This window comes from Rhizobium sp. P40RR-XXII, from assembly GCF_012641405.1.
In the GTDB taxonomy this organism is placed as follows: domain Bacteria; phylum Pseudomonadota; class Alphaproteobacteria; order Rhizobiales; family Rhizobiaceae; genus Rhizobium.
The window spans coordinates 105,900-128,986 of the sequence record NZ_JABAII010000015.1 but is presented as its reverse complement, the minus strand read 5'-3'; the positions used below and the strand labels follow the sequence as shown (position 1 = coordinate 128,986).

27 protein-coding genes are annotated in these 23,087 nt (G+C 60.6%); 14 read left to right on the top strand and 13 right to left on the bottom strand.

Annotation, left to right across the window (positions count from 1 at the left end):
• Positions 1–792 carry a polysaccharide deacetylase family protein gene (locus tag HGP16_RS24790; RefSeq protein ID WP_168842649.1) on the bottom strand — a complete coding sequence of 264 codons (792 nt, stop codon included), beginning with the start codon at positions 790–792 and terminating at the stop codon, positions 1–3.
• Between the two features lie 261 nt (positions 793–1,053).
• On the opposite strand from HGP16_RS24790, the gene HGP16_RS24785 reads away from it, so the two are divergent.
• Together HGP16_RS24785 and HGP16_RS24780 are read left to right on the top strand one after the other, a co-directional pair.
• Entirely contained in the window at positions 1,054–1,965 is a 912-nt protein-coding gene (locus HGP16_RS24785; protein ID WP_168842648.1) for a DnaJ C-terminal domain-containing protein, read from the top strand.
• A gap of 3 nt (positions 1,966–1,968) precedes the next feature.
• A complete protein-coding gene (locus tag HGP16_RS24780) occupies positions 1,969–2,301 on the top strand; it encodes a chaperone modulator CbpM (RefSeq protein WP_168842647.1) in 333 nt (110 codons plus the stop codon).
• A 72-nt stretch (positions 2,302–2,373) separates the two neighbouring features.
• Here HGP16_RS24780 and HGP16_RS24775 read toward each other — a convergent pair whose 3' ends face one another.
• Positions 2,374–2,763, bottom strand: a complete 390-nt coding sequence (locus HGP16_RS24775; protein WP_168842646.1) for a DUF930 domain-containing protein — start codon at positions 2,761–2,763, stop codon at positions 2,374–2,376.
• Between the two features lie 286 nt (positions 2,764–3,049).
• Here HGP16_RS24775 and HGP16_RS24770 point away from each other — a divergent pair, with 286 nt between their 5' ends.
• The 4 genes from HGP16_RS24770 to HGP16_RS24755 all read left to right on the top strand — a co-directional run bounded on the left by HGP16_RS24770 (position 3,050) and on the right by HGP16_RS24755 (position 7,880).
• Positions 3,050–5,143: a S9 family peptidase gene (locus HGP16_RS24770; protein ID WP_168842645.1), complete on the top strand. Its 2,094-nt coding sequence runs from the start codon at positions 3,050–3,052 to the stop codon at positions 5,141–5,143.
• A gap of 21 nt (positions 5,144–5,164) precedes the next feature.
• Complete coding sequence (locus HGP16_RS24765; RefSeq protein WP_168842644.1) at positions 5,165–5,692, top strand: DUF1697 domain-containing protein; 528 nt, start codon at positions 5,165–5,167, stop codon at positions 5,690–5,692.
• 70 nt (positions 5,693–5,762) lie between these two features.
• On the top strand, positions 5,763–7,268 hold the full coding sequence (locus HGP16_RS24760; protein WP_168842643.1) for a protein adenylyltransferase SelO: 1,506 nt from the start codon (positions 5,763–5,765) through the stop codon (positions 7,266–7,268).
• A gap of 72 nt (positions 7,269–7,340) precedes the next feature.
• Positions 7,341–7,880, top strand: coding sequence for a hypothetical protein (locus HGP16_RS24755; RefSeq protein WP_168842642.1), 540 nt, complete (start codon positions 7,341–7,343; stop codon positions 7,878–7,880).
• An 83-nt stretch (positions 7,881–7,963) separates the two neighbouring features.
• Here HGP16_RS24755 and bla read toward each other — a convergent pair whose 3' ends face one another.
• The 3 genes from bla to dmeR all read right to left on the bottom strand — a co-directional run bounded on the left by bla (position 7,964) and on the right by dmeR (position 10,468).
• Positions 7,964–8,974 carry a class A beta-lactamase gene (gene bla / locus HGP16_RS24750; protein ID WP_168842641.1) on the bottom strand — a complete coding sequence of 337 codons (1,011 nt, stop codon included), beginning with the start codon at positions 8,972–8,974 and terminating at the stop codon, positions 7,964–7,966.
• Positions 8,975–9,059: 85 nt separating this feature from the next.
• Complete coding sequence (gene dmeF, locus HGP16_RS24745; protein ID WP_168842640.1) at positions 9,060–10,055, bottom strand: CDF family Co(II)/Ni(II) efflux transporter DmeF; 996 nt, start codon at positions 10,053–10,055, stop codon at positions 9,060–9,062.
• A gap of 140 nt (positions 10,056–10,195) precedes the next feature.
• Positions 10,196–10,468 (bottom strand): Ni(II)/Co(II)-sensing transcriptional repressor DmeR, encoded by a 273-nt coding sequence (gene dmeR, locus HGP16_RS24740; RefSeq protein ID WP_168842639.1) that lies wholly within the window; start codon positions 10,466–10,468, stop codon positions 10,196–10,198.
• A gap of 198 nt (positions 10,469–10,666) precedes the next feature.
• Between dmeR and HGP16_RS24735 the strand changes: the two genes are divergently transcribed.
• Together HGP16_RS24735 and HGP16_RS24730 are read left to right on the top strand one after the other, a co-directional pair.
• Positions 10,667–11,080: a helix-turn-helix domain-containing protein gene (locus tag HGP16_RS24735; protein ID WP_168842638.1), complete on the top strand. Its 414-nt coding sequence runs from the start codon at positions 10,667–10,669 to the stop codon at positions 11,078–11,080.
• A 200-nt stretch (positions 11,081–11,280) separates the two neighbouring features.
• Positions 11,281–11,769 (top strand): GNAT family N-acetyltransferase, encoded by a 489-nt coding sequence (locus HGP16_RS24730; RefSeq protein ID WP_168842637.1) that lies wholly within the window; start codon positions 11,281–11,283, stop codon positions 11,767–11,769.
• Positions 11,770–11,872: 103 nt separating this feature from the next.
• On the opposite strand, the gene HGP16_RS24725 is transcribed toward HGP16_RS24730, so the two are convergent.
• The gene (locus tag HGP16_RS24725; RefSeq protein WP_205926581.1) at positions 11,873–12,505 is read right to left on the bottom strand and encodes a C39 family peptidase; all 633 of its coding nucleotides are present in this window, start codon (positions 12,503–12,505) and stop codon (positions 11,873–11,875) included.
• A gap of 105 nt (positions 12,506–12,610) precedes the next feature.
• On the opposite strand from HGP16_RS24725, the gene HGP16_RS24720 reads away from it, so the two are divergent.
• Positions 12,611–13,390: a class I SAM-dependent methyltransferase gene (locus tag HGP16_RS24720; protein ID WP_168842636.1), complete on the top strand. Its 780-nt coding sequence runs from the start codon at positions 12,611–12,613 to the stop codon at positions 13,388–13,390.
• Positions 13,391–13,401: 11 nt separating this feature from the next.
• On the opposite strand, the gene HGP16_RS24715 is transcribed toward HGP16_RS24720, so the two are convergent.
• The 3 genes from HGP16_RS24715 to HGP16_RS24705 form a co-directional block, all read right to left on the bottom strand.
• On the bottom strand, positions 13,402–14,316 hold the full coding sequence (locus HGP16_RS24715; RefSeq protein ID WP_168842635.1) for a cytochrome c: 915 nt from the start codon (positions 14,314–14,316) through the stop codon (positions 13,402–13,404).
• Positions 14,317–14,512: 196 nt separating this feature from the next.
• Positions 14,513–14,956: a cytochrome c gene (locus tag HGP16_RS24710; protein WP_168842634.1), complete on the bottom strand. Its 444-nt coding sequence runs from the start codon at positions 14,954–14,956 to the stop codon at positions 14,513–14,515.
• Between the two features lie 164 nt (positions 14,957–15,120).
• Entirely contained in the window at positions 15,121–15,756 is a 636-nt protein-coding gene (locus HGP16_RS24705; protein WP_168842633.1) for a LysE family translocator, read from the bottom strand.
• A 128-nt stretch (positions 15,757–15,884) separates the two neighbouring features.
• Between HGP16_RS24705 and HGP16_RS24700 the strand changes: the two genes are divergently transcribed.
• Positions 15,885–16,586, top strand: coding sequence for a helix-turn-helix transcriptional regulator (locus HGP16_RS24700; protein ID WP_168842632.1), 702 nt, complete (start codon positions 15,885–15,887; stop codon positions 16,584–16,586).
• 36 nt (positions 16,587–16,622) lie between these two features.
• On the opposite strand, the gene HGP16_RS24695 is transcribed toward HGP16_RS24700, so the two are convergent.
• From HGP16_RS24695 to HGP16_RS24685, 3 genes are all read right to left on the bottom strand, one after another.
• A complete protein-coding gene (locus HGP16_RS24695; RefSeq protein WP_246703503.1) occupies positions 16,623–17,081 on the bottom strand; it encodes an anthrone oxygenase family protein in 459 nt (152 codons plus the stop codon).
• A gap of 144 nt (positions 17,082–17,225) precedes the next feature.
• On the bottom strand, positions 17,226–18,065 hold the full coding sequence (locus HGP16_RS24690) for a metallophosphoesterase (protein WP_168842630.1): 840 nt from the start codon (positions 18,063–18,065) through the stop codon (positions 17,226–17,228).
• Positions 18,066–18,180: 115 nt separating this feature from the next.
• Positions 18,181–18,783 carry a superoxide dismutase gene (locus tag HGP16_RS24685; RefSeq protein WP_112340320.1) on the bottom strand — a complete coding sequence of 201 codons (603 nt, stop codon included), beginning with the start codon at positions 18,781–18,783 and terminating at the stop codon, positions 18,181–18,183.
• Positions 18,784–19,054: 271 nt separating this feature from the next.
• Between HGP16_RS24685 and HGP16_RS24680 the strand changes: the two genes are divergently transcribed.
• The gene (locus HGP16_RS24680; RefSeq protein ID WP_168842629.1) at positions 19,055–19,714 is read left to right on the top strand and encodes an aspartate/glutamate racemase family protein; all 660 of its coding nucleotides are present in this window, start codon (positions 19,055–19,057) and stop codon (positions 19,712–19,714) included.
• On the opposite strand, the gene HGP16_RS24675 is transcribed toward HGP16_RS24680, so the two are convergent.
• The gene (locus HGP16_RS24675; protein ID WP_168842628.1) at positions 19,709–20,053 is read right to left on the bottom strand and encodes a nuclear transport factor 2 family protein; all 345 of its coding nucleotides are present in this window, start codon (positions 20,051–20,053) and stop codon (positions 19,709–19,711) included. The genes HGP16_RS24680 and HGP16_RS24675 overlap by 6 nt on opposite strands.
• Positions 20,054–20,241: 188 nt before the next feature.
• On the opposite strand from HGP16_RS24675, the gene HGP16_RS24670 reads away from it, so the two are divergent.
• The 3 genes from HGP16_RS24670 (at position 20,242) to HGP16_RS24660 (ending at position 23,086) form a co-directional block, all read left to right on the top strand.
• A complete protein-coding gene (locus HGP16_RS24670) occupies positions 20,242–21,057 on the top strand; it encodes a helix-turn-helix domain-containing protein (RefSeq protein ID WP_168842627.1) in 816 nt (271 codons plus the stop codon).
• Positions 21,058–21,164: 107 nt separating this feature from the next.
• Complete coding sequence (locus HGP16_RS24665; RefSeq protein ID WP_168842626.1) at positions 21,165–21,851, top strand: YbhB/YbcL family Raf kinase inhibitor-like protein; 687 nt, start codon at positions 21,165–21,167, stop codon at positions 21,849–21,851.
• Positions 21,848–23,086, top strand: coding sequence for an MFS transporter (locus HGP16_RS24660; protein ID WP_168842625.1), 1,239 nt, complete (start codon positions 21,848–21,850; stop codon positions 23,084–23,086). The genes HGP16_RS24665 and HGP16_RS24660 overlap by 4 nt, the downstream gene beginning before the upstream one ends.
• Position 23,087: the final 1 nt, after the last annotated feature.

The window sequence follows — 23,087 nt, the reverse complement described above, 5'->3', positions numbered from 1 at the left end:
TCAATTCGTCGTGCCGTCGTCGCCCTTTTCGGGGATATCCTGCAGGCGAACGAACTCCACGCCCTTCGCCTTCAGCGCGAGGATGCTGGCCGCAACCCCCTCGCCCGCCGCATGTGTCGGCTGGTTGATATGGGAGATGATGACGTCGCCGTCCCTGGCGGAGGCATATTGCTTCTCCACCATCTTGGCCGGCAGCAGCGAACCGCTGTCGCCATTCACCGAATAGCCGGCAATCCGATAGCCCATGCCACGGATCTGCGCGATGGCGGAAAGGCTGTATTTCGCGGTCGCGCCGCGAAACCAGCGCGGCTGTGGAATCCCGGCGGCGATCATAGCATCGGCACCGCCCTTGACTTCCTGCGCGACAGCCTGCGGCGAGCCGGCGGCCGGGATGCCGTAGACCCTGGTCGGAATGTCGACGGCCGGAATATGGTTCTGCCCGTGATTTTCCAGTTCGAAGAGATCTGGATTGGCCAGGAAGATGGCGAGCGCATCGGGATTGGTGCGCAGCCAGCGCGCGGTGACGAAGATCGTCGCCGGGATGCGCTGATCGACAAGCGTGCTCAGAATGCGCGGATCGGTCTTGCCCATGCAGGCATCGAAAGTGAGCGCAACACGGGGTGCGCCCTTGCCCGCCCGATTGACGTGCAGATGCGGCTCGACAAGTTTGACGTTCGAGGCCGGCGCCTTCGGCGGCAGTTGCGGCCAACCGGCGGGCGGCTGCTCCGGCTGCGCGGCAAGGACAGCTTGCGCGGCAAGCAGAACCACTAATGTCGGCAACAGGCGTTTCATCAAGGAGGCCACCGGGTTGATCAAGCAAACGAAATCGGGCGGCCGAATGATGATCATTTCAGCCGCAGTGCCCGCCATTATCCGTCAACACGCCGGAAATATGGCAGACCGGCAGGGTTCACGCTCATTTCACATTACAAGTGCGCCGGATATCAAAGCCGCGAAGTCCGGGCTTCAACCAGGCGGCGTCTATGCTACGATTGATATGAGGTTGCCGTAGCACTATCTGCGTATTTTTCCGTGCTCCAAAGAGAGACATGCATGAGTCGCGATCCCTATGAAGTTCTGGGCGTAAAGCGGGACGCTCCGCAAAAGGATATTCAAAGCGCCTATCGCAAGCTTGCCAAGAAGCTGCACCCGGATCTCAACCCCGGTGACAAGCAGGCCGAGGAAAAGTTCAAGGAAGCCTCGGCAGCTTACGGCATTCTCGGCGATGAGGACAAGCGCGCGCGGTTCGACCGCGGCGAGATCGACAGCAGCGGTGCCGAGCAGGCGCCGCGCAACTATTACCGTGACTATGCGGCGAATGAAGGCCAGCGCGGTCGCTATCAGAACGCCGGCGGCTTTGCCGATTTCGGCGATGCCGACGACGTATTTTCCAGCTTCTTTTCACGGCGCAGCCGAGGCCAATCCCAGATGCAGGGTCAAGACCGTCACTATACGATGGAGGTCGACTTTCTTGACGCCATCAACGGCGTGAAGAAGCAGATCAGCTTGCCCGACGGACCGGCGCTTGACGTCCAGATCCCGCCCGGCACGCGTGACGCTCAGACGCTCCGCCTGAAGGGCAAAGGAGATCCGGGCTTCGGCGGCGGTGCGCCCGGCGATGCGCTGATTGCGGTGCACGTCCGCCCGCATCGCTTCTATACCCGCGATGGCGACGACATTCGGATGGAACTGCCGATCTCGCTGTCGGAAGCAGTGCTCGGCGGCAAGATCCGGGTTCCGACGCCTTCCGGCGCGGTGACCGTTACCCTCGCGCCGAACTCCAATACGGGCAAGGTGCTGCGCCTGAAGGGCAAGGGAGCGCCCGTGCGCGGCAAGGAAAACGGCGATGCCTATGTCTCCCTGAAGATCGTCCTGCCGGATACGGCGGATCCCGAGCTGACGCGCTTCGTTTCCGAATGGGAGGCAGGCAAGACGCAAGATCCCAGAAAGACCATGGGAGGATAAGCGATGAACGAGCGCGAGTTTCGACTGCACCTCCAGATCGAGACCACGGTGCTGGAAATCTGGATCTCACAGGGCTGGCTGGTGCCGGAAGAGACGGATCAGGGCCGGAATTTTCGCGAAGCCGATATTGCGCGCGGCCAACTGATCCTCGATCTCGACAGAGCAATGGGCCTCAACGAACCCGGCGTCGATGTCGTCATGGATCTGGTGGATCAGCTTCATAGCCTGAGGGCGACGCTGCGTGACCTGACGGACGCTGTCTGCCGTCAGCCGATCGATGTGCAGGAGCATATCTTGACAGAGCTAACGCGCGTAGAGTCCCAGAGACGGCGGTAGGGTTCGATCACATCGGGCTTTGGCGACATCAAGCCGGATTGTGGTCGTCAGCCGGCAGGGTGTCGGAAGCGCTCAGTCGTAGAGATAATGTTGCTGCCAGGCATCGCGCGGCACCTTGTCGCCGATCTGGTAGCTCAGATCCCGAACATTGATATGCTGCGGGCCGGTCACGCATGTGTACGAGAGGTGATACCAGTCACCCTTGCTGCGGAAAACCGCGCCGGGGGCATCCATGGCGTCCGGTTTCATATCGGGATCGCCGAAAGTATATGCGATCACCTTGTCCGGCTTGAAACCCGTCTTGTCCGTACCAATCCGCTTCATGGCTTCGGCATCGCATGCTTGCTCCATCCGCTCCGATGGATCGAGTTTCTCCAATTGCTTCTTGATGCCCTGATCGACGGCGAAGGCGGAGGTAGCGACGGAAACCAATGGAATAAGGATGGCGAAGAGTTTCAGCATGAAGACCGGTCCCTTGCATTGTTTTGGATTTTGAGTGCGTCGGTTCCATCAGGAAAGGCCTTGACCGCCTTCATGTCGACGCACTGTATGCCGACTTCGGTAAAGAATGTGGTCTCATCAAGGCAGCGCGCATTCGCGCATCCCGGGAGCCGCCTGTTCGATCGAGATTAATATTGACGGCTTGCATGAAACTTGAGCAGCGGACTTGCCGCTTGAACCTAAGGTCGGCGCCCTCTATTTCTCTCTTCTCTTCACATCCGACTTTCACACCAGAGAAAGTACTCCCGTGCCAGTTTTCAAGAATCTTCCCACCCCGCCCGTCGCCCCGAAAAAGCCGCTCACGGATACGCGTCACGGCATTGCCCGCACCGACGATTATGCCTGGCTGCGCGCTGATAACTGGCAGGCGATGTTCAAGGATCCGTCGATCCTGGCACCGGAAATCCGGGCACATCTGGAGGCTGAGAACGCCTACATGAATGCCGCGATGGCGGACACCAAGGAGCTGCAGAAGGTTCTTTTCGGCGAGATGAAGGGACGCATCAAGGAGGATGACAGCTCGATCCCGATGAAGGACGGCCCTTATGCCTACGGCACGCTCTTCGTCACCGGCGGCGAGCAGCCCCATTTTTTCCGTGAGCCGCGCAACGGCGGCGAGCGCAAGCTGCTGTTGAACGGCGACAGGGAGAATGAAGGAAAATCCTATTTCCGTCTTTCCGGCCTCGACCATTCCTCCGACCACAGCCATGGCATCTGGGGCTATGACGACAAGGGCTCGGAATATTTCACACTGAAGATCCGCAATTTCGAGACCGGCGAAGATCTGGCCGATGTGATCGAAAATACCGGCGGCGATGCCGTCTGGGCGCCCGACGGCAAGAGCTTCTTCTACACGCTGCAGGACGAGAACCATCGCCCTTCGAAGATCTTCCATCATATCATCGGCACGCCGCAAGCAGACGACCGGCTCGTCTATGAAGAGGAAGATCCGGGCTTCTTCATGGGCGTCGGCGGCTCGCTGCTCGACGACTATATCTTCATCGATATCCACGATCACGAAACCAGCGAATACCGCATCATCCCGACCTCCGACCTGACCGCCGAACCCAAGATCGTGGCCGAGCGCGAAACCGAGATCGAATATGAGATCACCGAGGGCGGCGACGTCTTCTACATTCTCACCAATGACGGCGACGCCAAGGATTTCAAGATCATGGAGACGCCGGCGGAGAAGCCGGGCAAGGAAAACTGGCGAGAGATCGTTGCTCACAAGCCGGGTACGCTGATCCTCAGCCATCTCGCCTATGCCCGCCACCTCATCTGGCTGGAACGCAAGGACGGCCTGCCGCGCATCATCATCCGTGATCGCCGCAGCGGCGAGGAACATGCCATTGCCTTTGAAGAGGAGGCCTATGCGCTCGGCCTGCAGGGTGCCGCCGAATACGACACGGATGTCATCCGCTTCTCTTATTCGTCGATGACGACGCCGAGCCAACTTTACGACTACAACATGGTGACGCGCGAGCGCACCCTCTTGAAGACTCAGGAAGTGCCTTCCGGTCACAATCCCGATGACTACGTGACGCGCCGCGTCTTCGCGCCGGCCTGGGACGGCGAGCGGGTGCCGGTGACGCTGCTCTATCGCAAGGACACGCCGCTCGACGGCTCCGCGCCTTGCCTTCTCTATGGCTACGGCGCCTACGGCGTCACCATTCCGGCCGGCTTCAATACCAATTGCCTGTCACTCGCCGATCGCGGCTTCGTTTATGCCGTCGCCCATATCCGCGGCGGCAAGGACAAGGGCTTTGCCTGGTACGAAGACGGCAAGATGGAGAAGAAGACCAATACCTTCAGGGACTTCATCGCCGCAGCAGACTATTTGAATCAGGAGAAGTTCACCTCTTACGCGAAGATCATCGCCGAGGGCGGATCGGCCGGCGGCATGCTGATGGGCGCCGTTGCCAACATGGCGCCGGAGAAATTCGCCGGCATCATCGCCGCCGTGCCCTTCGTCGACGTGCTCAACACCATGCTGGACGACACCCTGCCGCTGACGCCGCCGGAATGGCCGGAATGGGGCAATCCGATCGAAAGCAAGCAAGAATACGAGCAGATCGCCGCCTACAGCCCCTATGACAATGTCGGCGAAAAGCCCTATCCGCCGATCCTTGCGCTCGGCGGGCTCACCGACCCGCGTGTCACCTATTGGGAGCCGGCCAAGTGGGTTGCCAAGCTACGCGAGAAGACGACGAGCAATGCGCCCATCCTCCTGAAGACCAACATGGACGCCGGCCATGGTGGCGCTTCCGGCCGCTTCCAGCGTCTGGAGGAGGTGGCGTTCGAATATGCCTTCGCCGTCAAGGTCGCCGAGAAAATGTAAGCAGAACGGCAGGAGAAAGCCATGACCGTCTTCGTCGCCCTGCTGCGTGCCGTCAATGTCGGCGGCACCGGCATGCTCTCCATGGCCGATCTCAAGGCGCTCTGCGAGGAGATCGGCTTCAAGGATGTGAAGACTTATATCCAGAGCGGCAATGTGGTCTTCCGCACCGAAGAGGGTGAGGCGACGGCTCAGACTCTTCTGGAAGGCGCGCTGGCAAACAAGATGGGCAAGTCGCCCGGCGTCATCCTGCGCAGCCGCGAGGCTCTGGAAAGGGTGGCGGAAAACTCGCCCTTCCCGCACGCCAAGCCGAACTACCTGCTGGTGAACTTCCTGCGGGATGCGGCACCTGAGGATGCACTCACCAAGCTCGTCGCACCCGGTGGCGAGGAGGTGCATGTCGCCGGCAGGGAAGTCTACGTGCACTATCCCGATGGCTCGGGACGCTCGAAACTGAAGCTGCCGGCGCTGAAGGCGGGAACGGCGAGAAATCTCAATACGGTGCGCAAGCTTGCGGAGATGGCACGCGAGCTGGAGGAGAGCGAAAATTGAGATCGGCGACAGCAAAGCCGATTATGATATGTGTCTTGCGCCTCCCTCTTGGCAACCCTACCTTAAAGCCATGAGCTCACCTCTTCACGATGACACCGCGCTTCGGGCGCCGCCGGTCGCTTTCGACAACAGCTATGCACGCCTGCCTCCGCAGTTTTTCGCGGACCAAGCGCCGACACCTGTCGTCGCGCCGAGGCTGATCAAGTTCAACGAAGCGCTGGCGCAGGAACTCGGGCTCGACGTGGATGCTTTGAGAGAGAGTGCTGCGGCGATCTTTTCCGGCAACGAGCCGCCGCCGGGATCGCAGCCGATCGCCATGGCCTATGCCGGGCATCAGTTCGGCAATTTCGTGCCGCAGCTCGGCGATGGCCGCGCGATCCTTCTCGGCGAGGTCAAGGACCGCAACGGCAGGCGCCGCGACATCCAGCTCAAGGGTTCGGGACCAACGCCGTTTTCCCGCCGTGGCGATGGGCGCGCGGCACTCGGCCCGGTTCTGCGCGAATATATCGTCAGCGAAGCCATGCACGCTCTCGGCATCCCGACGACGCGAGCGCTGGCGGCGGTGACGACAGGTGAGCCTGTCTATCGCGAGGAAGTGCTGCCCGGCGCGGTCTTTACCCGCGTGGCGGCGAGCCATATCCGCGTCGGCACGTTCCAATTCTTTGCCGCGCGCGGCGATACGGAGAGCGTCAGGACGCTGGCGGATCATGTCATCAGCAGGCACTATCCAGAGATCAGAGACCGCGCCAACCCCTATCTCGCGCTGCTGGAAGCCGTTGCTGAACGGCAAGCGTCGCTGATCGCGCGGTGGCTGCATGTCGGCTTCATCCACGGCGTGATGAACACCGACAATATGACCATATCGGGTGAGACGATCGATTTCGGTCCCTGCGCCTTCATGGATGCCTATGATCCGGCGACCGTCTTCTCATCCATCGACCGCAACGGCCGCTATGCCTATGCCAACCAGCCGGCCATCGGCCAGTGGAACCTCGCGCGCCTCGGCGAGACGCTCATCCCGCTGATCGACCCCTCCGTCGATACCGCCATCGAGCTGGCGAACACCATCATCAAGGCCTATGGCGAGCGCTTCCAGGCTCATTGGCTTGCCGGCATGCGCGCCAAGATCGGGCTTGCGAGCGAGGAAGACGGCGATCTGGAGCTGATCCAGTCCCTCTTGGCAACGATGCAGCAGCAGGGTGCGGATTTTACGCTCACCTTCCGCCGGCTGGCCGCCATTGCCTCGGGTAAGGACGACAGCGATTTTGGCGCCACCTTTCAGGACCCGCAATCCGCAACGCTGTGGCTTGAACGCTGGCGCGAGCGTCTCAGCCGCGATCCTCAGACGCCGGCAGCGCGCGCTGCGGCGATGCGCAGGGTCAATCCGGCCTTCATCCCCCGCAATCACCGGATCGAGCAAGCGATCGAGGCCGCGATTGAAGACGATGATTTTTCCTTGTTCGAAGCATTGCTGAAGGTGCTCGCGACACCCTATGAAGACCAGCCTGCCTTCGCGCCCTATGCCGAACCTCCGCTGCCGAGCGAGCGCGTGCTGCAGACCTTCTGCGGCACTTGAGAAGGCCGAAGGCATAAGCCCCGGGCATGCTTGCAGAGTCATCGTCTCCTCAACCCATGGAGAGACACGACGATGAAAGTGCATCACAGCACGCAGAACTATTTCAGCACGCCGATCCGCAGCCAGCAGAACAGCGACAGCGACGACAGCTCGACCTTCTCGCTACTAGGCGATGGTGGCGGTCAGCAGGGGGATTCGCAGCGACCCTCTATCTCGTCCAGCGGCGTCCCCCCCTCCATTTCCTCCGGCTTCTGGATCAACCAGCTCAGCCAGGGATCGTCCTCCACATCGGACTCCACCGACGGCCAGCCGAGTGCCAGCGCTTCCGCCAGCAGCTCGGCCTCGTCGAGCAAGCAATCTGATCAGGACATTCTGGACGAATTTGCCAAATGGGCGAATATGACGCCGGCACAGAAGATCCGCGCACAGTATCTCGAAGCGCACGGCCTGACGGAAGATTCCTTCAAAGCCCTGTCTGGCGACGAGCAGAAGGCGATCAACGACCAGATCGCCAACGAGATCAAGCAGAAGCTCGGCGCCGGCAACGGTGACAGCAATGGCGATAACGACAAGGAAACGGACAGCGCCGCCTCGGCATTGTCCATCGCCTGAAGAAATTACCAGATTGCATGAAGACGATACGATCCTGATTCACTTCACGATCGTATCATCTTGTTTTCATGTATTTTATTTCGTTATTGCCCAACCATTCCGGTAACGATCCTGCTAACTTCGGCAAAGACAGCCTCTACGTCTTTTGCCGGCGCGGTCGCCTCCGCAACGAAAGTCGTGACCAGAATTGGCCCGCGTTCCGGCGGCCAGATCACGGCGACATCGGCATAGGAGCCGTTATTGCCGGTGCCCGTCTTGTCGCCGACCTTCCACTCCTTCGGCAGGCCGGCGCGCAGACGATTATTGCCCGTGGTGTTGGCGACCAGCCAGTTGACCAACTGATCCCTGGAGGTTTCCGACAGCGTGTTGCCGAGCGTCAGGAGGCCGATACTGTCAAGCATCGCATCCGGCGTCGTCGTATCGCGCGGGTCATCCTTGACCGCCTGGTTGACATCGGGCTCGTTGCGGTCGAGGCGGGTTTCGGTGTCGCCGGTGGTGCGCAGCCAGGAGGTCAAGGCAGCAGGACCGCCGAAGCTTTCAAGCAGCAGGTTGCCGGCCGTATTGTCGCTCAGCGTGATCGCCGCGCCGCAAAGTTCGGCCACGGTCATGCCGTCGGCGCCGGCATGCTTTTCCGTCTCAGGCGAATAGGTGACCACCTTATCCTTGCCATAGGCAACGCGACGGTCGAGCTTTTCTGTACCCTGATCGACGCGCGCCAGCACGAAACCGACAGCGAGCGCCTTGTAGGTGCTGCACAGGGGGAACCGCTCCTCCTCGCGATGACCTAGCGAAATGTTGGTTTCAGTGTCGAGCACGGAAACGCCGAGGCGGCCGCCGGTCTTCTTTTCCAGATCGGCAAGCTGCTTGTCGACATCGTCGGACAGCTGCGAATTATCCTGCGACCCGCCGTCGCCTTCCGTTCCCTGCATTCCCTGGCCGCTGGCGTCGGGCGTTGCCGAATTATCCGTTGCAGCGGGCGTTGATGGTGTTGCGCTGCTGTCCTGGGCGAAGAGCGCATCGGGACCGAGCGTCAGGGCGGGAAGAAGCAGCGCCGTGCCCGCCATCAGGCGGCGTCGGGTGAGCAATGTGGGCATGCGAAAAGCCTCCAGCAGAATCGGGCAGATTTGGGCTATGCGAGGAATATGGCAAGCCTCTGACCTCCCCGATTGCTAGCGGATTTTATGCCGCCTTGTCGACCGTGACTTCAACGGTGACGTGCGACAATTGATGAATATCGACAAGTCGGGCTTTGTAGAAAGACGGGTCGCGCGAGACGGGCGTCGCAACCGCGACGATCGCGGCATGATGCCCGGGACCGACCTGCCAGACGTGGAGGTCGGTAATGCGGTCTTCGTCCGTCTCGATCGCCTCGCGGATCTCATCTGGCAGATCTTCACCCGGCGGAATGAAGTCGAGCAGAACCGCGCCGGAAATGCGCAGCAGACCCCATGCCCATTGCAGGATCACCAGACCACCGACGATGCCCATGACAGGATCGAGGAAGGTCCAGCCGAAACGGCTGCCGAGCAGCAGGGCAACGATGGCGAGAACAGAGGTCATCGCATCGGCGATGACGTGGACATAGGCGGAACGGAGATTGTTGTCCCTGCCGCCGCCATGGCCATGGTCGTGATGGTGATCGTCATGGTCGTGATGATGATCATGATCATGTGCGTGACCGTGGCTGTGCCCATGGCCGGAGTGGCCGTGATGGTGATGGCTGTGATCGTCGCGCAGGAGCCATGCGCTCGCGAGATTGACGATAAGACCGACCACCGCGATGGCGATGGCCTCGCGGAAATTGATCGCCACCGGATCCAGAAGCCTCAGCATGCTCTCCCAGCCCATGATCAGCGCGATCAATGCCAGCACAATGGCGCTGGCGAAGCCCGCGAGATCGCCAAGCTTGCCGGTGCCGAAGGTGAAGCGCGCATTGTGCGCATGCCGGCGGGCATAGAGATAGGCGAGAGCCGAAATCAGCATGGCGCTGGCATGGGTCGACATGTGCCAGCCATCGGCAACCAGCGCCATCGAGCCATAGACCGTGCCGGCAGCGATCTCTATCACCATCATCACGGCGGTCAGCGCGATGACGAACCAGATGCGGCGTTCGTTGCGCTGGTGATCGGAGCCGAGAAAGACGTGGCTATGGCTCATATCGGAGGAAATACTCATGAACATCAGTCTCCTGTTGAACGTCTGAAGCGCTGAAAGGCGTCGCGATCTTCTGGATGCGCCCCTTGTGTTTCAGGCCTTCGATTTTTCAAATGCCGGTATCGCAAGACCGCCGCACGCATTTGCGCGGCACGGCCTGCTCACCGCAGATAGGTCTTCAGCACATCGGCTATCTCGTCGACCGCCTGACGCCGGGCCTCTTCAGTTTCGGCATGAAGCACATGTTCATGCAGATGATCTTCCAGGACCTCTCCAGTCAGGCCCATCAGGGCGCCGCGAATGGAGGCAAGAAGCTGCAGCACCTCCCCGCACGGCCGTTCGGCCTCGAGCGCGCGCTCCACCGCCTCCATCTGCCCTTTGAGACGGCGGATACGGGACAGGAGCTTGGCTTGCTGACGAATGGTGTGGGACATTGCCGCCTCGATTTATAATATAGGGGGGTATACTATTTATAACGGCCGATTGGAAGCCATCTCTTGAAGAGGCTACGGCCGGATTAGGCAGCCGCGAAAATACATCCGAGCTGGCCTTCGACACCACCTGGCCTTGAAAATTCCACCGCCAATCGCATATCTATCCCTATAGAGACTAGAGGTATTGGAGGATATGCAATGCTGTCGATCGGTGATCTGTCCAAGCGTACCGGCGTGAAAGTGCCGACGATCCGTTATTACGAGCAGATGGGGCTGATTTCAGAGCCCGACCGCAGCGAAGGCAACCAGCGGCGCTATTCCAAAACCGATCTTGAGCGTCTTGCCTTCATCCGCCATGGCCGCGACCTCGGCCTGACGATCGATGCCATCAAGGAGCTGATCTCGCTCAGCCAGCACCCCGACCGCCCTTGCGTGGGCGCCGACCGCATCGCCAAGGAGCATCTGGATGACGTGCGCACCAAGATCGCCCGGCTGAGAAAGCTGGAGCATGAGCTGGAGCGCATCGTTTCCCACTGCGACGGCCACAGCATCGAAGATTGCTATGTGATCCGCGCGCTTTCCGACCACGGACTATGCGAAGGGGAGCATTGAGGCGCCCCATTGACAAATGCGGGAAACCGGATCATTGATGCGCCCATGATCACGCACGCGCTCCATAATTGCTCGTATTTTTGGCTGTACCTGTAACAGGCGGCCAAGACAGATCATATTGTCAACAAGCCGCCGTCAGGCGGCTTTGTTGTATCGGCAGCGTCCTGACGGCTCATTGAAAAACAAGGACGCAAAATGCCATGCTAGACGATAGCGACATCTCACTTCTCCGCCCCCCGGTCCTCACCATCCGCAGTGCACAGCCGCGCGACCTGCCGGAGCTGAACGACATGATCCGGCTGCTCGCCGCCCATCACGGCGACCCGTCCGGCACGACGCCCGAGCAGCTCGAGCGCGATCTCTTCGGCACGGCACCCTGGATCACGGCGCTTGTCGCCGAAGGAGAACAAGGGCTGATCGGCTACGCCATCCTCGTACCGCTCTACAAGGCGCAGGAAGGGCAGCGCGGTATGGATCTGCATCACCTCTTCGTGCGTGACGGCCACCGCGGCCACGGCGTCGGACAGCATCTCGTCGACCGCGCCCGCGATATCGCCCGCAAGGCCGGCTGCAGCTACCTCTCGGTCGGCGCGGCGACGGGCAATTTCCAGGCCCATCGCTTTTACGAAAACATGGATTTCAAGCCGCGTCCGATCACCGGCATGCGCTATTTGCAGGCGCTGGCCTGATGCCGGCCTTTAACAGGATCACCATCGAAGACTGATCTGTAGAGCGTTTCTGGTTTTGCGCATTCCGGACGGAAAACCGCTGCGCACTTTCCCTGGAAATGCTTCAGTGATCGATGGCGATCCCGCGGCCTGCAAAGAACCTCTCGAATACCTCCAGCGACATCTCCACATTCTCGCGCGTCGCACCGATATGACCGGAGGGATTGTGGAAGCGGATCGTGTCTCCATCGATTGATGTCACCAGCACGAGATGGCCGCCTTTGGCCGGCGGCTCGGTCTCTGGCCAGCGGATGGAATGGTGCACCGACGCGATGAAGAACTCCGACTGCGCGAGGATATCGGCGACGCCGGCGACAGAAATGCCGGTGACGACCCGGGCATTCAGATCGAAGCGAGCCTTAACGAAGGGAACGAACGGCGCATAGATCAGCCCTTTGATCCGGCCATCCGCCTCCTCGACATAGCCGCCATACTCCCTGCATCCCATGGCCAGATCCATGATCGGGATTATTTTGCCGGTGCGGGCGGCGAGCACCATCTTCAGGCAGGCCATGCCGCAGAGATTGCCGGCCCAGCGGGCATAGTCCTCGACGCTGCGCGCGCCGGACGACGCCCAGAGCGGATCCCTCAGCAAGGCAATCTGCGCGCCCTCGGCCACGACAGCCAGCGTCATGTCAGGCGTTTCCCACTGGCTGAAATAAGGAATCTTCTGCGTCACCCTTGCGTCCACGACCATCCTCTCCCGTTGCCGAATCCCGCGCCGTTACCGCTGTAAGCTTGATTGGAAATGCGCTAGAAAAATGGCTGCCGGCTTCGATCTGCAACTGGAGGGAGGTGCGCCTTGGAACAGCGGTTCACATTCGATGGCGTCGCCAGCCTCTATAATACCTCTCGCCCTCTCTATCCCCATGCGCTTTTTGCCGATGTCACCGCCTTCGCCGGGCTGGAGCCCAAGGATCAGGTTCTCGAAATCGGCTGCGGCACAGGACAGGCGACGGAGAACTTCGCCCGCCAGGGACTTTCCGTTTTCGCACTTGATCCCGGCGCGGAACTGATTGAGTTGGCGCGGGAAAGATTAGCGGGATTTCCGCAGGTGCAATTCCATCAAACCACTTTCGAGGCATGGCCGAACGACCGACAGAGCTTCAAGCTCATAGCGGCAGCGCAATCCTTCCATTGGGTTTCGCCGGAATTGCGCTTCGCCAAGACGGCCGCTCTCCTCGCGCCAGAAGGAACCCTCGCCGTCTTCGGCAATGTGCCGATGCCGCTCGCGCCACCGCTTGCCGCAAAATTCGCCGAGATTTACTCCCGCCATGCGCCGCAGCTCGCCGGACCGCCTGCGGAAGCCTGGTATCTGCCCGACGGTCCCTTCGCCGAACAGCTGCGGCAGTCCGACCATTTCGAAGCGCCGACACAGCATTGCTATCACTGGAGCCGATTGCACAGGGCGCAAAGCTATACCGATCTGCTGCGCACGCTCTCAAGCTACAGGCTCCTGTCTGAAGATCGGAGGGAAGCATTGCTTTCCGGACTCGCGGACACAATCGCTACCCAAGGCGGCGAATTCGAGCTGCACTACGAAACGCATCTCTATCTTGCCAAGCGTTCGGCTGTGGTCTGAACAACCTAGGCCTATTTCGCCGGCAGCGCCTTCAGATAAGCCGCGATCGCCTCGCGATCGGTCGCCGGCAAGTGGGCGATGTTCTGCTGGACCTCGGCCATCGAGCCGCCGGCGGAATCATAGTTCGGCGTGAAGCCGGTTTCGAGATAATTGGCGATGTCGCCGACGCTCCAGCTGCCGATCGCCTTGGACCCCGGCCTGATATCCGGGATACGGCCCTTGCCTTCGGGATTGGGCGCACCCGCCAGCCACTGGCCGCTCAGGAAGCCGCCGAGGCTATCACGCGGTGTATGGCATTCGCCGCAATGTCCCGGCCCCTCCACCAGATATTGCCCGCGTTTGATCTTCTCGTCGGCATTGGCAAGGACGACGCGCGGCTGATCGTTGAGATAGAGGAACTTCCAGCCGCCAAGCGCCAGCCGGATATTGAAGGGAAAAGGCAATTCGTGCGGAGGCGCGACATTGCTGCTCTTCGGCAGTGTCTTCAGGAAGCCCCAGAGATCGTTGATGTCCTTGTCGCTCATGCGAGCATAGGAGCCGTAAGGAAAGGACGGATAGAGATGCTCGCCGTTTTTGCCGACGCCGCGCTTCATGGCATTGCCGAAATCGGCAAGTGTCCAGCTGCCGAGCCCCGCCTTCTCGTCCGGCGAGATATTCGGCACGTGGAAGGTGCCGAAGGGGCTCGTCAGCGCCAAGCCGCCCGAAAGCACCAGCTTGGCATCACCTTGCGCCCCGGGAGCCGCGTGACAGCTCGTACAGCCGCCGGCCCAGAACACCATCTCGCCATTCTTGACGTCGGGATCGCCGAGATTGGCCCAATGGCTCGCGGGTAACGGCGATGGGGCGGTGACGATATAGAATGCGCCAGAGCCAAGAATGATCACTCCGAAAAGGCAAAGCAACCAACGGACAAACCGCGCCATCACAACTATCCCCTAGCCTTGGTTCCAAAGCTATAAAACTTCGCACTGGAGGCAAAACCAGTGCGGATGCCAGAACCGATTTTCAGGGCCTTGCCGCTTTTCTTTGAATCGCGAAAAGGCTCTTACTTTCGCGCAATTCCGGACGGAAAACCGCTCCGCACTTTTCCTGGAATTGCTTTGGACAGGGCCGACCTACCGCTTAGTCCTTCTTGATGCGGTAGGCCTGATGACAGGCGCCACAGCTGCCGCCAAGGGTCTTCAGCGTCGCGCCGACGCCGTCCTTGTCGGCAGGGAGCTGGGCAAGCGCTGTCTCAGCATCAGTGGAAAGCTTGGCGGCCTTCGCCTTGAAGTCATCGAGATTGTCCCAAATCTTCGGATTGACCTCGGCATCATTCTTGTCGCTCTGCGGATTGAACTGATCCGGGAAGGCCTTGGCCGTTTCGGCGATCGTCGTCAGCGACGCCTTGACGATATCAGCATCATAGGGCTTGTCGCCCTTGGCAATCGCGCCCAGAGCACCGGCGGCGCCACCGACCTTTTTCATCAACCCGATGCGCGAGTCATGCGTGCCGTCGGCCGCAACGACCGAGCCCAATGCGATGCCGGCCAGAGCCGTCGCCGCAACAATCGCTTTCCACTTCATTTCGTTCTCCTACCTCTTGCTAATGATCGAGCCGCAGGCACGGCCGGCGCATGATTACGGCGACATGTTTGCCGCTTTCCCCTCCGGCAATGAAGTCACAAAGTGGTGAGAACCGAGTGAAATCAGTGTCATGCCATCGACACACTCGTTCGCCGTCGTAGGTCTCACGCCATTTTCAGGCCCTCCCAGACCGTGAACACCGAAATCGTTACGAGCAGCAGCCCGGCGGCACGGCCCGCAAAAGCGGTCGCACGCGGACTGGCAACCAGCAGATCGCGGCTGCGCCCGGCAGTGATGGCAAGCCCACCATAGACGGCAAATTGCGTTGCGATGGTCATGGCTCCCATAATGACGGCCTGTATCCACATCGGGCCGTAATCCGGCTTCAGGAACTGGGGATATACGGCGAAGATGAAGAGATAGGCCTTCGGGTTGATGAGGCAAGTCACCGCTCCCTGACGAAAGGCTTTCCACGCGGAGCGGCTGCCGGCCGGCCCCCCGCCCCCAACGGTGATGGAACTGCGCATCAGCGTGTAACCGATGAAGGCCATATAGGCGCCACCGGCAATCAGCAGCGGATTGAAGAGAATAGGCACGAAATGCATCAGCAGGCCGATGCCGATAGCACCGTTCAGCGAATGCACCATGCCGCCCAGCATGATGCCGCCGGTCGCGGCGAGGCCGCGATTGCTGCCGCCTGTCAGGGAATTGGCGAGCACGAACAGCATGTCCATGCCCGGCACGATGATGATGCCCAAGAGAAGAATGAAGAAGAGCCAGAGATTTTCTGCATAACCCATGTCAGTTGCCTATCGTCCTCTCCCTGAGAGCAGAAGAGGAAATTGTTGATTTTCAAGCGAATAGGCAGTCTTATAAATCGAACCAACTGACGGGGTAGTGTCAGTAGCCTTCATCTGCGGGGCAAGAAATGCGCAAGGCATCGCGCCTATTCGAGATCATCCAGATCCTGCGGCTGGCCAAGCGGCCGGTGACCGGGGCCGATATTGCCGGCCGGCTGGAGGTAACGGTGCGCTCCGTCTATCGCGACATCGCAGCGCTTCAGGCAATGCGGGTGCCGATCGAGGGCGAACGCGGTATCGGCTATATCTTGCGGCCCGGCTTCGACCTGCCGCCGCTGATGTTCTCGATCGAGGAAATGGAAGCGATCGTGCTGTCGCTGGCGCTGTTGGAGCGCACCGGCGACGCCGAACTGAAGCAGGCGGCCAAGCGCGTGAGCGCCAAAATTGCCGGCGCCGTGCCGCCGCCGCTGCGCCAGACCCTCGATGCCAATGCACTGCATGCCTGGGGCTTCGCCGCACCTTCGGCTTCCGCGATCGATCTTTCGCTGGTGCGCCGCGCCATTCGCGACGAGGAAAAGCTCGACCTTGCCTATCGCGACGAACTCGGCCGCGCCACCGAGCGCATCATTCGGCCGATCGCGCTGATCTATTACGCTGAGACGGCCAATATCGTCGCCTGGTGCGAACTGCGCCAGGCGATCCGCAATTTCCGCAGCGACCGGATCGAGGATTGCCAGCCGACCGGGCTCTGGTTCAAAAGCGAAGGCGACGGCCTGCGGCAGATCTGGGTGAATGGCTGGCAGGTAAACACCCCAGCCGCGGCCGTCTGAGGTGCTACAGCCGTCGAGGATCAGTTTTGCGCGCCGCTATAAAGCGACGGCAGTCACCAACAGAATGAAAGCCAGCAATCCCAAGGCGGCGCGCACGGCATGCGACCATTCCCACCGATCGCGCAGCATGGTCCAGTCCGGCTTGACGGCAACCTCGATCCGATGACCACCGAATGGATCGTGAGAAAAGAAACCTGCGCCCATCCCTTTCAGCTCCGCGTCTTTCAGCCAAAAATTGTTTACCGGTTGTACCAGCAGCCAAAAGACGGCGTGCATGGCGACCATGGCAGCAAAGGCAGCGGCCGACAACCAGAATGCTAGCGTATTGGCCGGTGTCAGGAACAGGAGTAGCAGAAGCAGCAGAGCGCCGAGCGGCTCACTGACACCACCGATCGTAAACCCGGGATAGTAAATCCCCTGAACTGTCAGATAGTCCTCTTTCGACAGCCGCATTTTGCCGGGCAGCTCCAGCAAATGCGCCAATGCCAGCGCCATAGCGACTGCCACAACTAAGATTGTCAGGATTTGCAATATCGGAAACATAGCTCCGCCTCACAGGCAGCCTCCGTTCCCTAAACTTACAGGGATCTGGATCGTTCCCTGCAGGCATCAAAAGATGCCGGGGATCTCATTTAGCACCTAAAACGCCAGCACCCTGCTTTCCTCGCGTCCGAATCCTGCAATTTCCAACCGATCCGCGTGAACCGAGACGATCGCATAGGCACTCGTGTCTTCGGTATCCACCATGCCCTTGAAGTTGACGAAATAGGTTCCGTCCGACACGCCGAAATTGCCGGCATGATTGTGACCGTTGAGATAGGCGACGACGTGGTCGTGCTCGGCCAGAAGCGCCAGCATTCGGTCGCTGTCGAGGGCGTTATGCGGATTATCCGGGAAGATCGGATAGTGGTTCATGACGATGACCCTCTCGCCGGATACCCTTGCTTCTCGCAGTTTCGCAGCGAGCCAGTCGTATTGCGTATTGCTGATCGCCCCGTTCCAGCGCTGGCCGTTGAGCGCGCCGGCGCTCCCTAGCGCTTTCATCAGATCCTTCGCCTCCTGGCGACGCGGATCGCCTTCCGGCGGAGCAAAAACGCTGATCTCATTGCCGTCGAGCGCGATGAAGCGATAGCCGGAATGGCTGAAGTCGTAATAGGCCGCCGGCATGCCCACACGGGCCGGCACCGCGCTCAGATGTTCGGGCGCCACGGCGAAATCATGGTTGCCGAGCAGGAAATGCCTGGGATGACGCAGCGCCTCGTAGACGGGCAAAATAGCGTCGAAGCTCTTCCATTCGCGATCGATGATGTCGCCGAGCGTGACGACGAAGGCGAGATCGTGCCGATTGAACTCATCTATCGCCTCGCGAAGCTTGACGAGGCTACCCGCGGGATAGCGATTAAGGGGCAGATTGGGCTCCAGATCGGCATATTGCGGATCGGCGATGACACCGAAGCGGAAGAGCGGTGCTGATGGCATTCAGTCTCCTTGGGCGGAAGAGCGACGTGCGGATGCATCATTGACAGCTGGCGGACATGAAAACACCCGACGCCTGGGAGGCGCCGGGTGCGAAAGCCAGCCTCTGCGACAGACCTTACTTCGTAGCAGCTTCGTAACGCTCCAGGACGTAGTCCCAGTTGATCAGGCTATCGATGAAGGCTTCGAGGTACTTCGGACGCAGGTTGCGATAGTCGATGTAGTAGGAGTGTTCCCAAACGTCGACGCCGAGGATCGGGTTGGCGCCATGAACGAGCGGGTTTTCGCCGTTCGGGGTCTTGGAGATTTCGAGCTTGCCGTTCTTGACGGAAACCCATGCCCAGCCCGAGCCGAACTGGGTGGCGCCGGCAGCGGCGAAATCGGCCTTGAACTTGTCGTAGCCGCCGAGATCGGAAGCAAACGCTGCTTCGAGCTTACCCGGCAGCTTGTTGCCGCCGCCGCCCTTCTTCATCCACTTCCAGAAATGAATGTGGTTGTAGTGCTGGGCTGCATTGTTGAAGAGGCCTGCATTGGTGCCGAAGGACTTCTTCACGATCTCTTCGAGCGACAGATCGGCAAGACCTGCTTCCGCAGCGAGCTTGTTACCGTTGTCGACGTAAGCCTTGTGGTGCTTGTCGTGGTGATACTCGAGCGTCTCACGCGACATGAAGGGCGAAAGTGCATCGTAATCATAAGGAAGTTCAGGCAATTCGAAAGCCATGGTCATATCTCCTCTTGGCAAAAAATTGCGTCGGCAGGTGAACCGGAACATAGGAGCGGTCGCCTGGAAGAGCAACCGGCGACATGCCAAAAAAGTTGCGCACGCGAGCAAAAATTGCCCTATTTTTCAATCATGTATAGCATCGACTTAGAAATTTACCTCATTGCATATAATGACGCATCGATGCATGGCGAAAGGCAATGCCGAAACGTCGACAAAGCGCATGGTCGAGGCTAGGTTCGCGGATCTTCCGCCACTTGCGAGACATCCGATGACGATCGCTTGCCTGCACACCGCCGAAAGCAACATTGCCGTCTATGAGACGGCGGCAAAGGCGCTCGGATTGCCTGATGGCATGCTGCGTCATCATGTCCGCGCCGATCTTCTTCTCGCCGCCGAAAAGGTGGGGCGCCTGACCGAGGAGATTTCAGCGGAAACGGCGGCACTCCTCTGGCATCTGGCCGAGGATGCCGATGCCGTCGTGCTCAACTGCTCGACGCTCGGCCCGGCCGTGTCGAAGGTCGCGGCCGGTGCTGGAGCGCCGATCATCAGGGCGGATGCGGTGCTGGCCGAACAGGCGGCCAAGGCCGGCGGCAAGGTCATCGTTCTCTGCACGGTCGAAACGACCATCGTCCCGACGACAGCGCTCTTCAAGGCTGCGGCAAAAGCAAGGGATGCGGAGATCGAGGTTCGGCTGGTTCCGGGCGCATGGACACACTTCCGGGCGGGCGATCTGCAAGCCTATCTTGCCGCCATCGCCGATGCGGTGAAAGCGGCCCATGGCGAAGGTACCGTCACGATCGCTTTCGCACAGGCGTCCATGACGGATGCTGCCGACCTTCTTTCGGAAGACGTCGAACGACCGATGACCGGCCCGGCGACCGCCCTTGCAGCGGCGATAGCGAAAATGGCGACGGCTTGCTCGTTATAAGTTCCGCCCAAAATAGACGTTTACTTCGGCGATGCGGTCGCCGGCGAAGCGGATCATCTCGACATTGCGGAAGCTGCCGCCATCCATCTTCTCGGCGCGATAGCTGACAATGACATCATCGCCGTCGGCGACCAGATGTTCGATATGGATGTCGCGGAAGATTTTCTCCTTCGGCCAGCAATGCTCGAAATAACGCTTCCGGTCGATATGATCGTCGCGCGGGCTGGAAAAGGTGAAATTCCGGGTCAGCATCGGATCGACGATATCGGGATGCTGCGCCACATAGGCGGCAAACAGGCGTCGGACGATATCGCAGCGGACATTTTCGAGAGAGTTCATGACGTGCCTCCTCCTTTCATCAGGCCGATTTTTGCTCGTCGGACTACAAGTCGTTGATTGTAACTGATTGCAAATCGCAATCGGTTTATAACATGCGACGAGCGAACTAACAAGGCAGTTTGCGGGCTTGGCATAGTCATCCGCGTGGTCCAAACTCCGCAACACCCCAACAGCAGGAAGCCGTCGCCGTGTCCGAGGCTCATCACCCCATATTGGAAAAGTTGCGCCGCCTGGCGGCAAAGGATAACCGTCCGACGGTCGCGCCGAGCGGCACGGGCAGCTATTCGACGCTTTTTACCTTCGTCACGCGCGAACGCGAGCGCATTGCCGGCTCGGCCTTTTCTCAGGTTTCAATCGTCGCCATCCTCGAAGGTTCCAAGGAAATCGTCAGCATGGGGCGGCAGCGGCACTTTGCGGCCGGTACGGTGCTCGTGTTGCCGGCCGGCTGGAGCGGCGATGTCGTCAACGATCCCGACCCACAGACTGGCGTCTATCGGGCAATCTTCATTACCTTTCCCGAAGAGTTGACGCGACGGGCCGCAAAAGCCTTTCCACCTGCGCAAACCGCGTCGCAGATCGACCTGCCGCTCGATCCGTTGCTCGCCGCCGCCATCGGCCATGCCGGCGAAGGGATTGCCGCTGGCGGTTTGCCGACCCCGTTGATCGAACACAGGCTGCTCGAAATCCTCATGGTGCTCGGCATGCGCGGCGCGCTGCCCGGCACACCGGAAACGACAGCCGAGGCAGTGCGTGCGATGGTGCGCTGGCAGCCGGATCGCCCCTGGACCGCCGACCTCATCGCCGCCGAACTCGGCACGAGCAACGCCACGCTGCGCCGACGGTTGTCACGCGAGGGTGCTTCCCTGCGGGACGTATTGGCAAGCGAGCGCGTGGCGCTGGCAACCACCCTTCTCTCAGAAGACGGGCTTTCGCTGCGCGAAGCCGCCCTTGCCACCGGCTATCGCTCCCCGCGCCGCTTTGCCGATCGACTTCGCAGCGCGTGAGCGTTTCAGACCGCATTTTGAGCGTTTTTGTACGCCGCCGCTCGCTGCGAATTTGTTAGAGCCAACCCTCGAAAGCTCACGGGAGCGAAGCGCGAAAGGGTAACATCATGAAAACCATGCTCAAAGTTCTGAGCGCCAGCGTCATCGCAGCAGCCGTCGCCTCGCCCGCGCTATCGGCCGATCTCAAGGTGACGTTTGCCAAGAGCAACGGCCGGATGCTGCTGCCGGAAAACGCCTCCTGCATTTCGACAGAATCCGACAAGTCGGCGCCCGGACCGAACAAGAGCCTGGCCGTATCCTGGTCGAAGGGACCGAAGGGAACGCGATCCTATGCACTGACCATGGTCGATCCCGACGTGCCCACGGATTTCTCGCTGTTCAACAGGGCCGACAAGAGCATTCCAAAGGATTTCAAGCGGATGGAGTTCGTCCACTGGGTGCTGGCCGATATCCCGGCGTCACGCACCGGCCTTGCCGAAGGTACGGACGGAAACGGTCCCTCAGCCAGTGGCCTGCCACTTGAGCGCACCGCCTATGGACGGCGCGGCCAGAATGGCGCCGGCGGCGGCAACTTGAAGGACGGGCCGCATGGCGGTTATATGGGCGCCTGCCCGCCCTGGAACGACGAGCGCGTCCACAGCTACCACGTCACCGTTTATGCGCTCGATGTCGACCGACTGAACCTACCAGACCTCTTCACCCGCGCCGACCTCATCGCCGCCGCGAAAGGTCATATCCTGGCCTCGGGCAGCCGGGAACTGTTTTACACATTGAATGCAAAGGCCGAGAAATGACCGAGACGAGATGGGATGCAGCAGCACCGGCCGCGCCGGAAACCGCTCATTGGATGCGCAACCTGATCATCTGCCTCGTCGGATCGTTCACGACGATCGTGGCGATGACGCTGCTGCTTCCCTTCCTGCCGCTCTATGTCGAGGAACTCGGCATCAGCGATAAAGCCGCGATCGTGCAATGGTCCGGCATCGCCTATGGCGCCACCTTTTTTGCCGCCGCCTTCGTCGCCCCGCTCTGGGGGCGGCTCGGCGATATCTACGGCCGCAAGCTGATGCTGATCCGCGCCAGCCTCGGCATGACGATCGCCATTTCGCTGATGGGCATGGCCGGCAATGTCTGGCAGCTGGTGGCGCTGCGCCTGTTTACCGGCCTTGCCGGCGGCTATTCCTCGGGATCGATGGTGCTGGTGGCCGCGCAAACGCCGAAGCATCGCTCGGCCTGGGCACTCGGCACTCTGTCCTCCGGCATCATGGCGGGCAATCTTGTCGGACCGTTGATCGGCGGCGCGCTGCCGCCGCTGATCGGCATCCGCGGCACCTTCCTGCTTGCTGGCGGCGTGATCTTCTTCACCTTCCTTGCCACGACTTTTCTCATCAAGGAGGAGAAATCCACGGCCCGGAAGAAGGCTGCGAAGGCCAGCGGCGGCTGGGCCTCCATTCCTGACAAGCGCCCCGTCTTCGCCATGTTGTCGCTCGGCCTGCTGCTGATGCTCGCCAATATGTCGATCGAGCCGATCATAACCGTCTATGTCGCGCAGTTCGTCAGCGATGCACAGGTGACGATGGTCTCCGGCGTCGTCATGGCCGCGGCGGCACTCGGCAGCATCCTGTCGGCCTCCTGGCTCGGCAAGCTTGCCGACCGTATCGGCCACTGGAACGTCATCATGGCGGCCCTTGCCCTCGCGGCACTGCTGTTGATCCCACAGGCTTTCGTGACCTCGGCCTGGCAATTGATCGCGCTACGCTTCCTGATGGGCGTCGCGCTCGGCGGTCTCTTGCCCTGCATCACGGCCGTCATCCGGCACAACGTGCCTGACGCAGCCACCGGCAGCATTCTCGGCCTTTCCATCTCCTCGCAATATGTCGGTCAGGTGGCGGGTCCCATCATCGGCGGCTTCGTCGGCGGCCATATCGGCATGCGCGCCGTCTTCCTCGGAACCTGCGTGCTGCTGGCGATCGGCGCCGTCTATTGCTGGTGGATCAACCCGAAGAAGGAAGCGAAGCCCGAGGGCTGAC

Bases quoted from the DNA above. Each gene is read 5' to 3' on its own strand.
- HGP16_RS24790 (WP_168842649.1), bottom strand. From the start codon at position 792: ATGAAACGCCTGTTGCCGACATTAGTGGTTCTGCTTGCCGCGCAAGCT.
- HGP16_RS24785 (WP_168842648.1), top strand. From the start codon at position 1,054: ATGAGTCGCGATCCCTATGAAGTTCTGGGCGTAAAGCGGGACGCTCCG.
- HGP16_RS24780 (WP_168842647.1), top strand. From the start codon at position 1,969: ATGAACGAGCGCGAGTTTCGACTGCACCTCCAGATCGAGACCACGGTG.
- HGP16_RS24775 (WP_168842646.1), bottom strand. From the start codon at position 2,763: ATGCTGAAACTCTTCGCCATCCTTATTCCATTGGTTTCCGTCGCTACC.
- HGP16_RS24765 (WP_168842644.1), top strand. From the start codon at position 5,165: ATGACCGTCTTCGTCGCCCTGCTGCGTGCCGTCAATGTCGGCGGCACC.
- HGP16_RS24760 (WP_168842643.1), top strand. From the start codon at position 5,763: ATGAGCTCACCTCTTCACGATGACACCGCGCTTCGGGCGCCGCCGGTC.
- HGP16_RS24755 (WP_168842642.1), top strand. From the start codon at position 7,341: ATGAAAGTGCATCACAGCACGCAGAACTATTTCAGCACGCCGATCCGC.
- bla (WP_168842641.1), bottom strand. From the start codon at position 8,974: ATGCCCACATTGCTCACCCGACGCCGCCTGATGGCGGGCACGGCGCTG.
- dmeF (WP_168842640.1), bottom strand. From the start codon at position 10,055: ATGAGTATTTCCTCCGATATGAGCCATAGCCACGTCTTTCTCGGCTCC.
- dmeR (WP_168842639.1), bottom strand. From the start codon at position 10,468: ATGTCCCACACCATTCGTCAGCAAGCCAAGCTCCTGTCCCGTATCCGC.
- HGP16_RS24735 (WP_168842638.1), top strand. From the start codon at position 10,667: ATGCTGTCGATCGGTGATCTGTCCAAGCGTACCGGCGTGAAAGTGCCG.
- HGP16_RS24730 (WP_168842637.1), top strand. From the start codon at position 11,281: ATGCTAGACGATAGCGACATCTCACTTCTCCGCCCCCCGGTCCTCACC.
- HGP16_RS24725 (WP_205926581.1), bottom strand. From the start codon at position 12,505: ATGGTCGTGGACGCAAGGGTGACGCAGAAGATTCCTTATTTCAGCCAG.
- HGP16_RS24710 (WP_168842634.1), bottom strand. From the start codon at position 14,956: ATGAAGTGGAAAGCGATTGTTGCGGCGACGGCTCTGGCCGGCATCGCA.
- HGP16_RS24705 (WP_168842633.1), bottom strand. From the start codon at position 15,756: ATGGGTTATGCAGAAAATCTCTGGCTCTTCTTCATTCTTCTCTTGGGC.
- HGP16_RS24700 (WP_168842632.1), top strand. From the start codon at position 15,885: ATGCGCAAGGCATCGCGCCTATTCGAGATCATCCAGATCCTGCGGCTG.
- HGP16_RS24695 (WP_246703503.1), bottom strand. From the start codon at position 17,081: ATGGCGCTGGCATTGGCGCATTTGCTGGAGCTGCCCGGCAAAATGCGG.
- HGP16_RS24690 (WP_168842630.1), bottom strand. From the start codon at position 18,065: ATGCCATCAGCACCGCTCTTCCGCTTCGGTGTCATCGCCGATCCGCAA.
- HGP16_RS24685 (WP_112340320.1), bottom strand. From the start codon at position 18,783: ATGGCTTTCGAATTGCCTGAACTTCCTTATGATTACGATGCACTTTCG.
- HGP16_RS24680 (WP_168842629.1), top strand. From the start codon at position 19,055: ATGACGATCGCTTGCCTGCACACCGCCGAAAGCAACATTGCCGTCTAT.
- HGP16_RS24675 (WP_168842628.1), bottom strand. From the start codon at position 20,053: ATGAACTCTCTCGAAAATGTCCGCTGCGATATCGTCCGACGCCTGTTT.
- HGP16_RS24665 (WP_168842626.1), top strand. From the start codon at position 21,165: ATGAAAACCATGCTCAAAGTTCTGAGCGCCAGCGTCATCGCAGCAGCC.
- HGP16_RS24660 (WP_168842625.1), top strand. From the start codon at position 21,848: ATGACCGAGACGAGATGGGATGCAGCAGCACCGGCCGCGCCGGAAACC.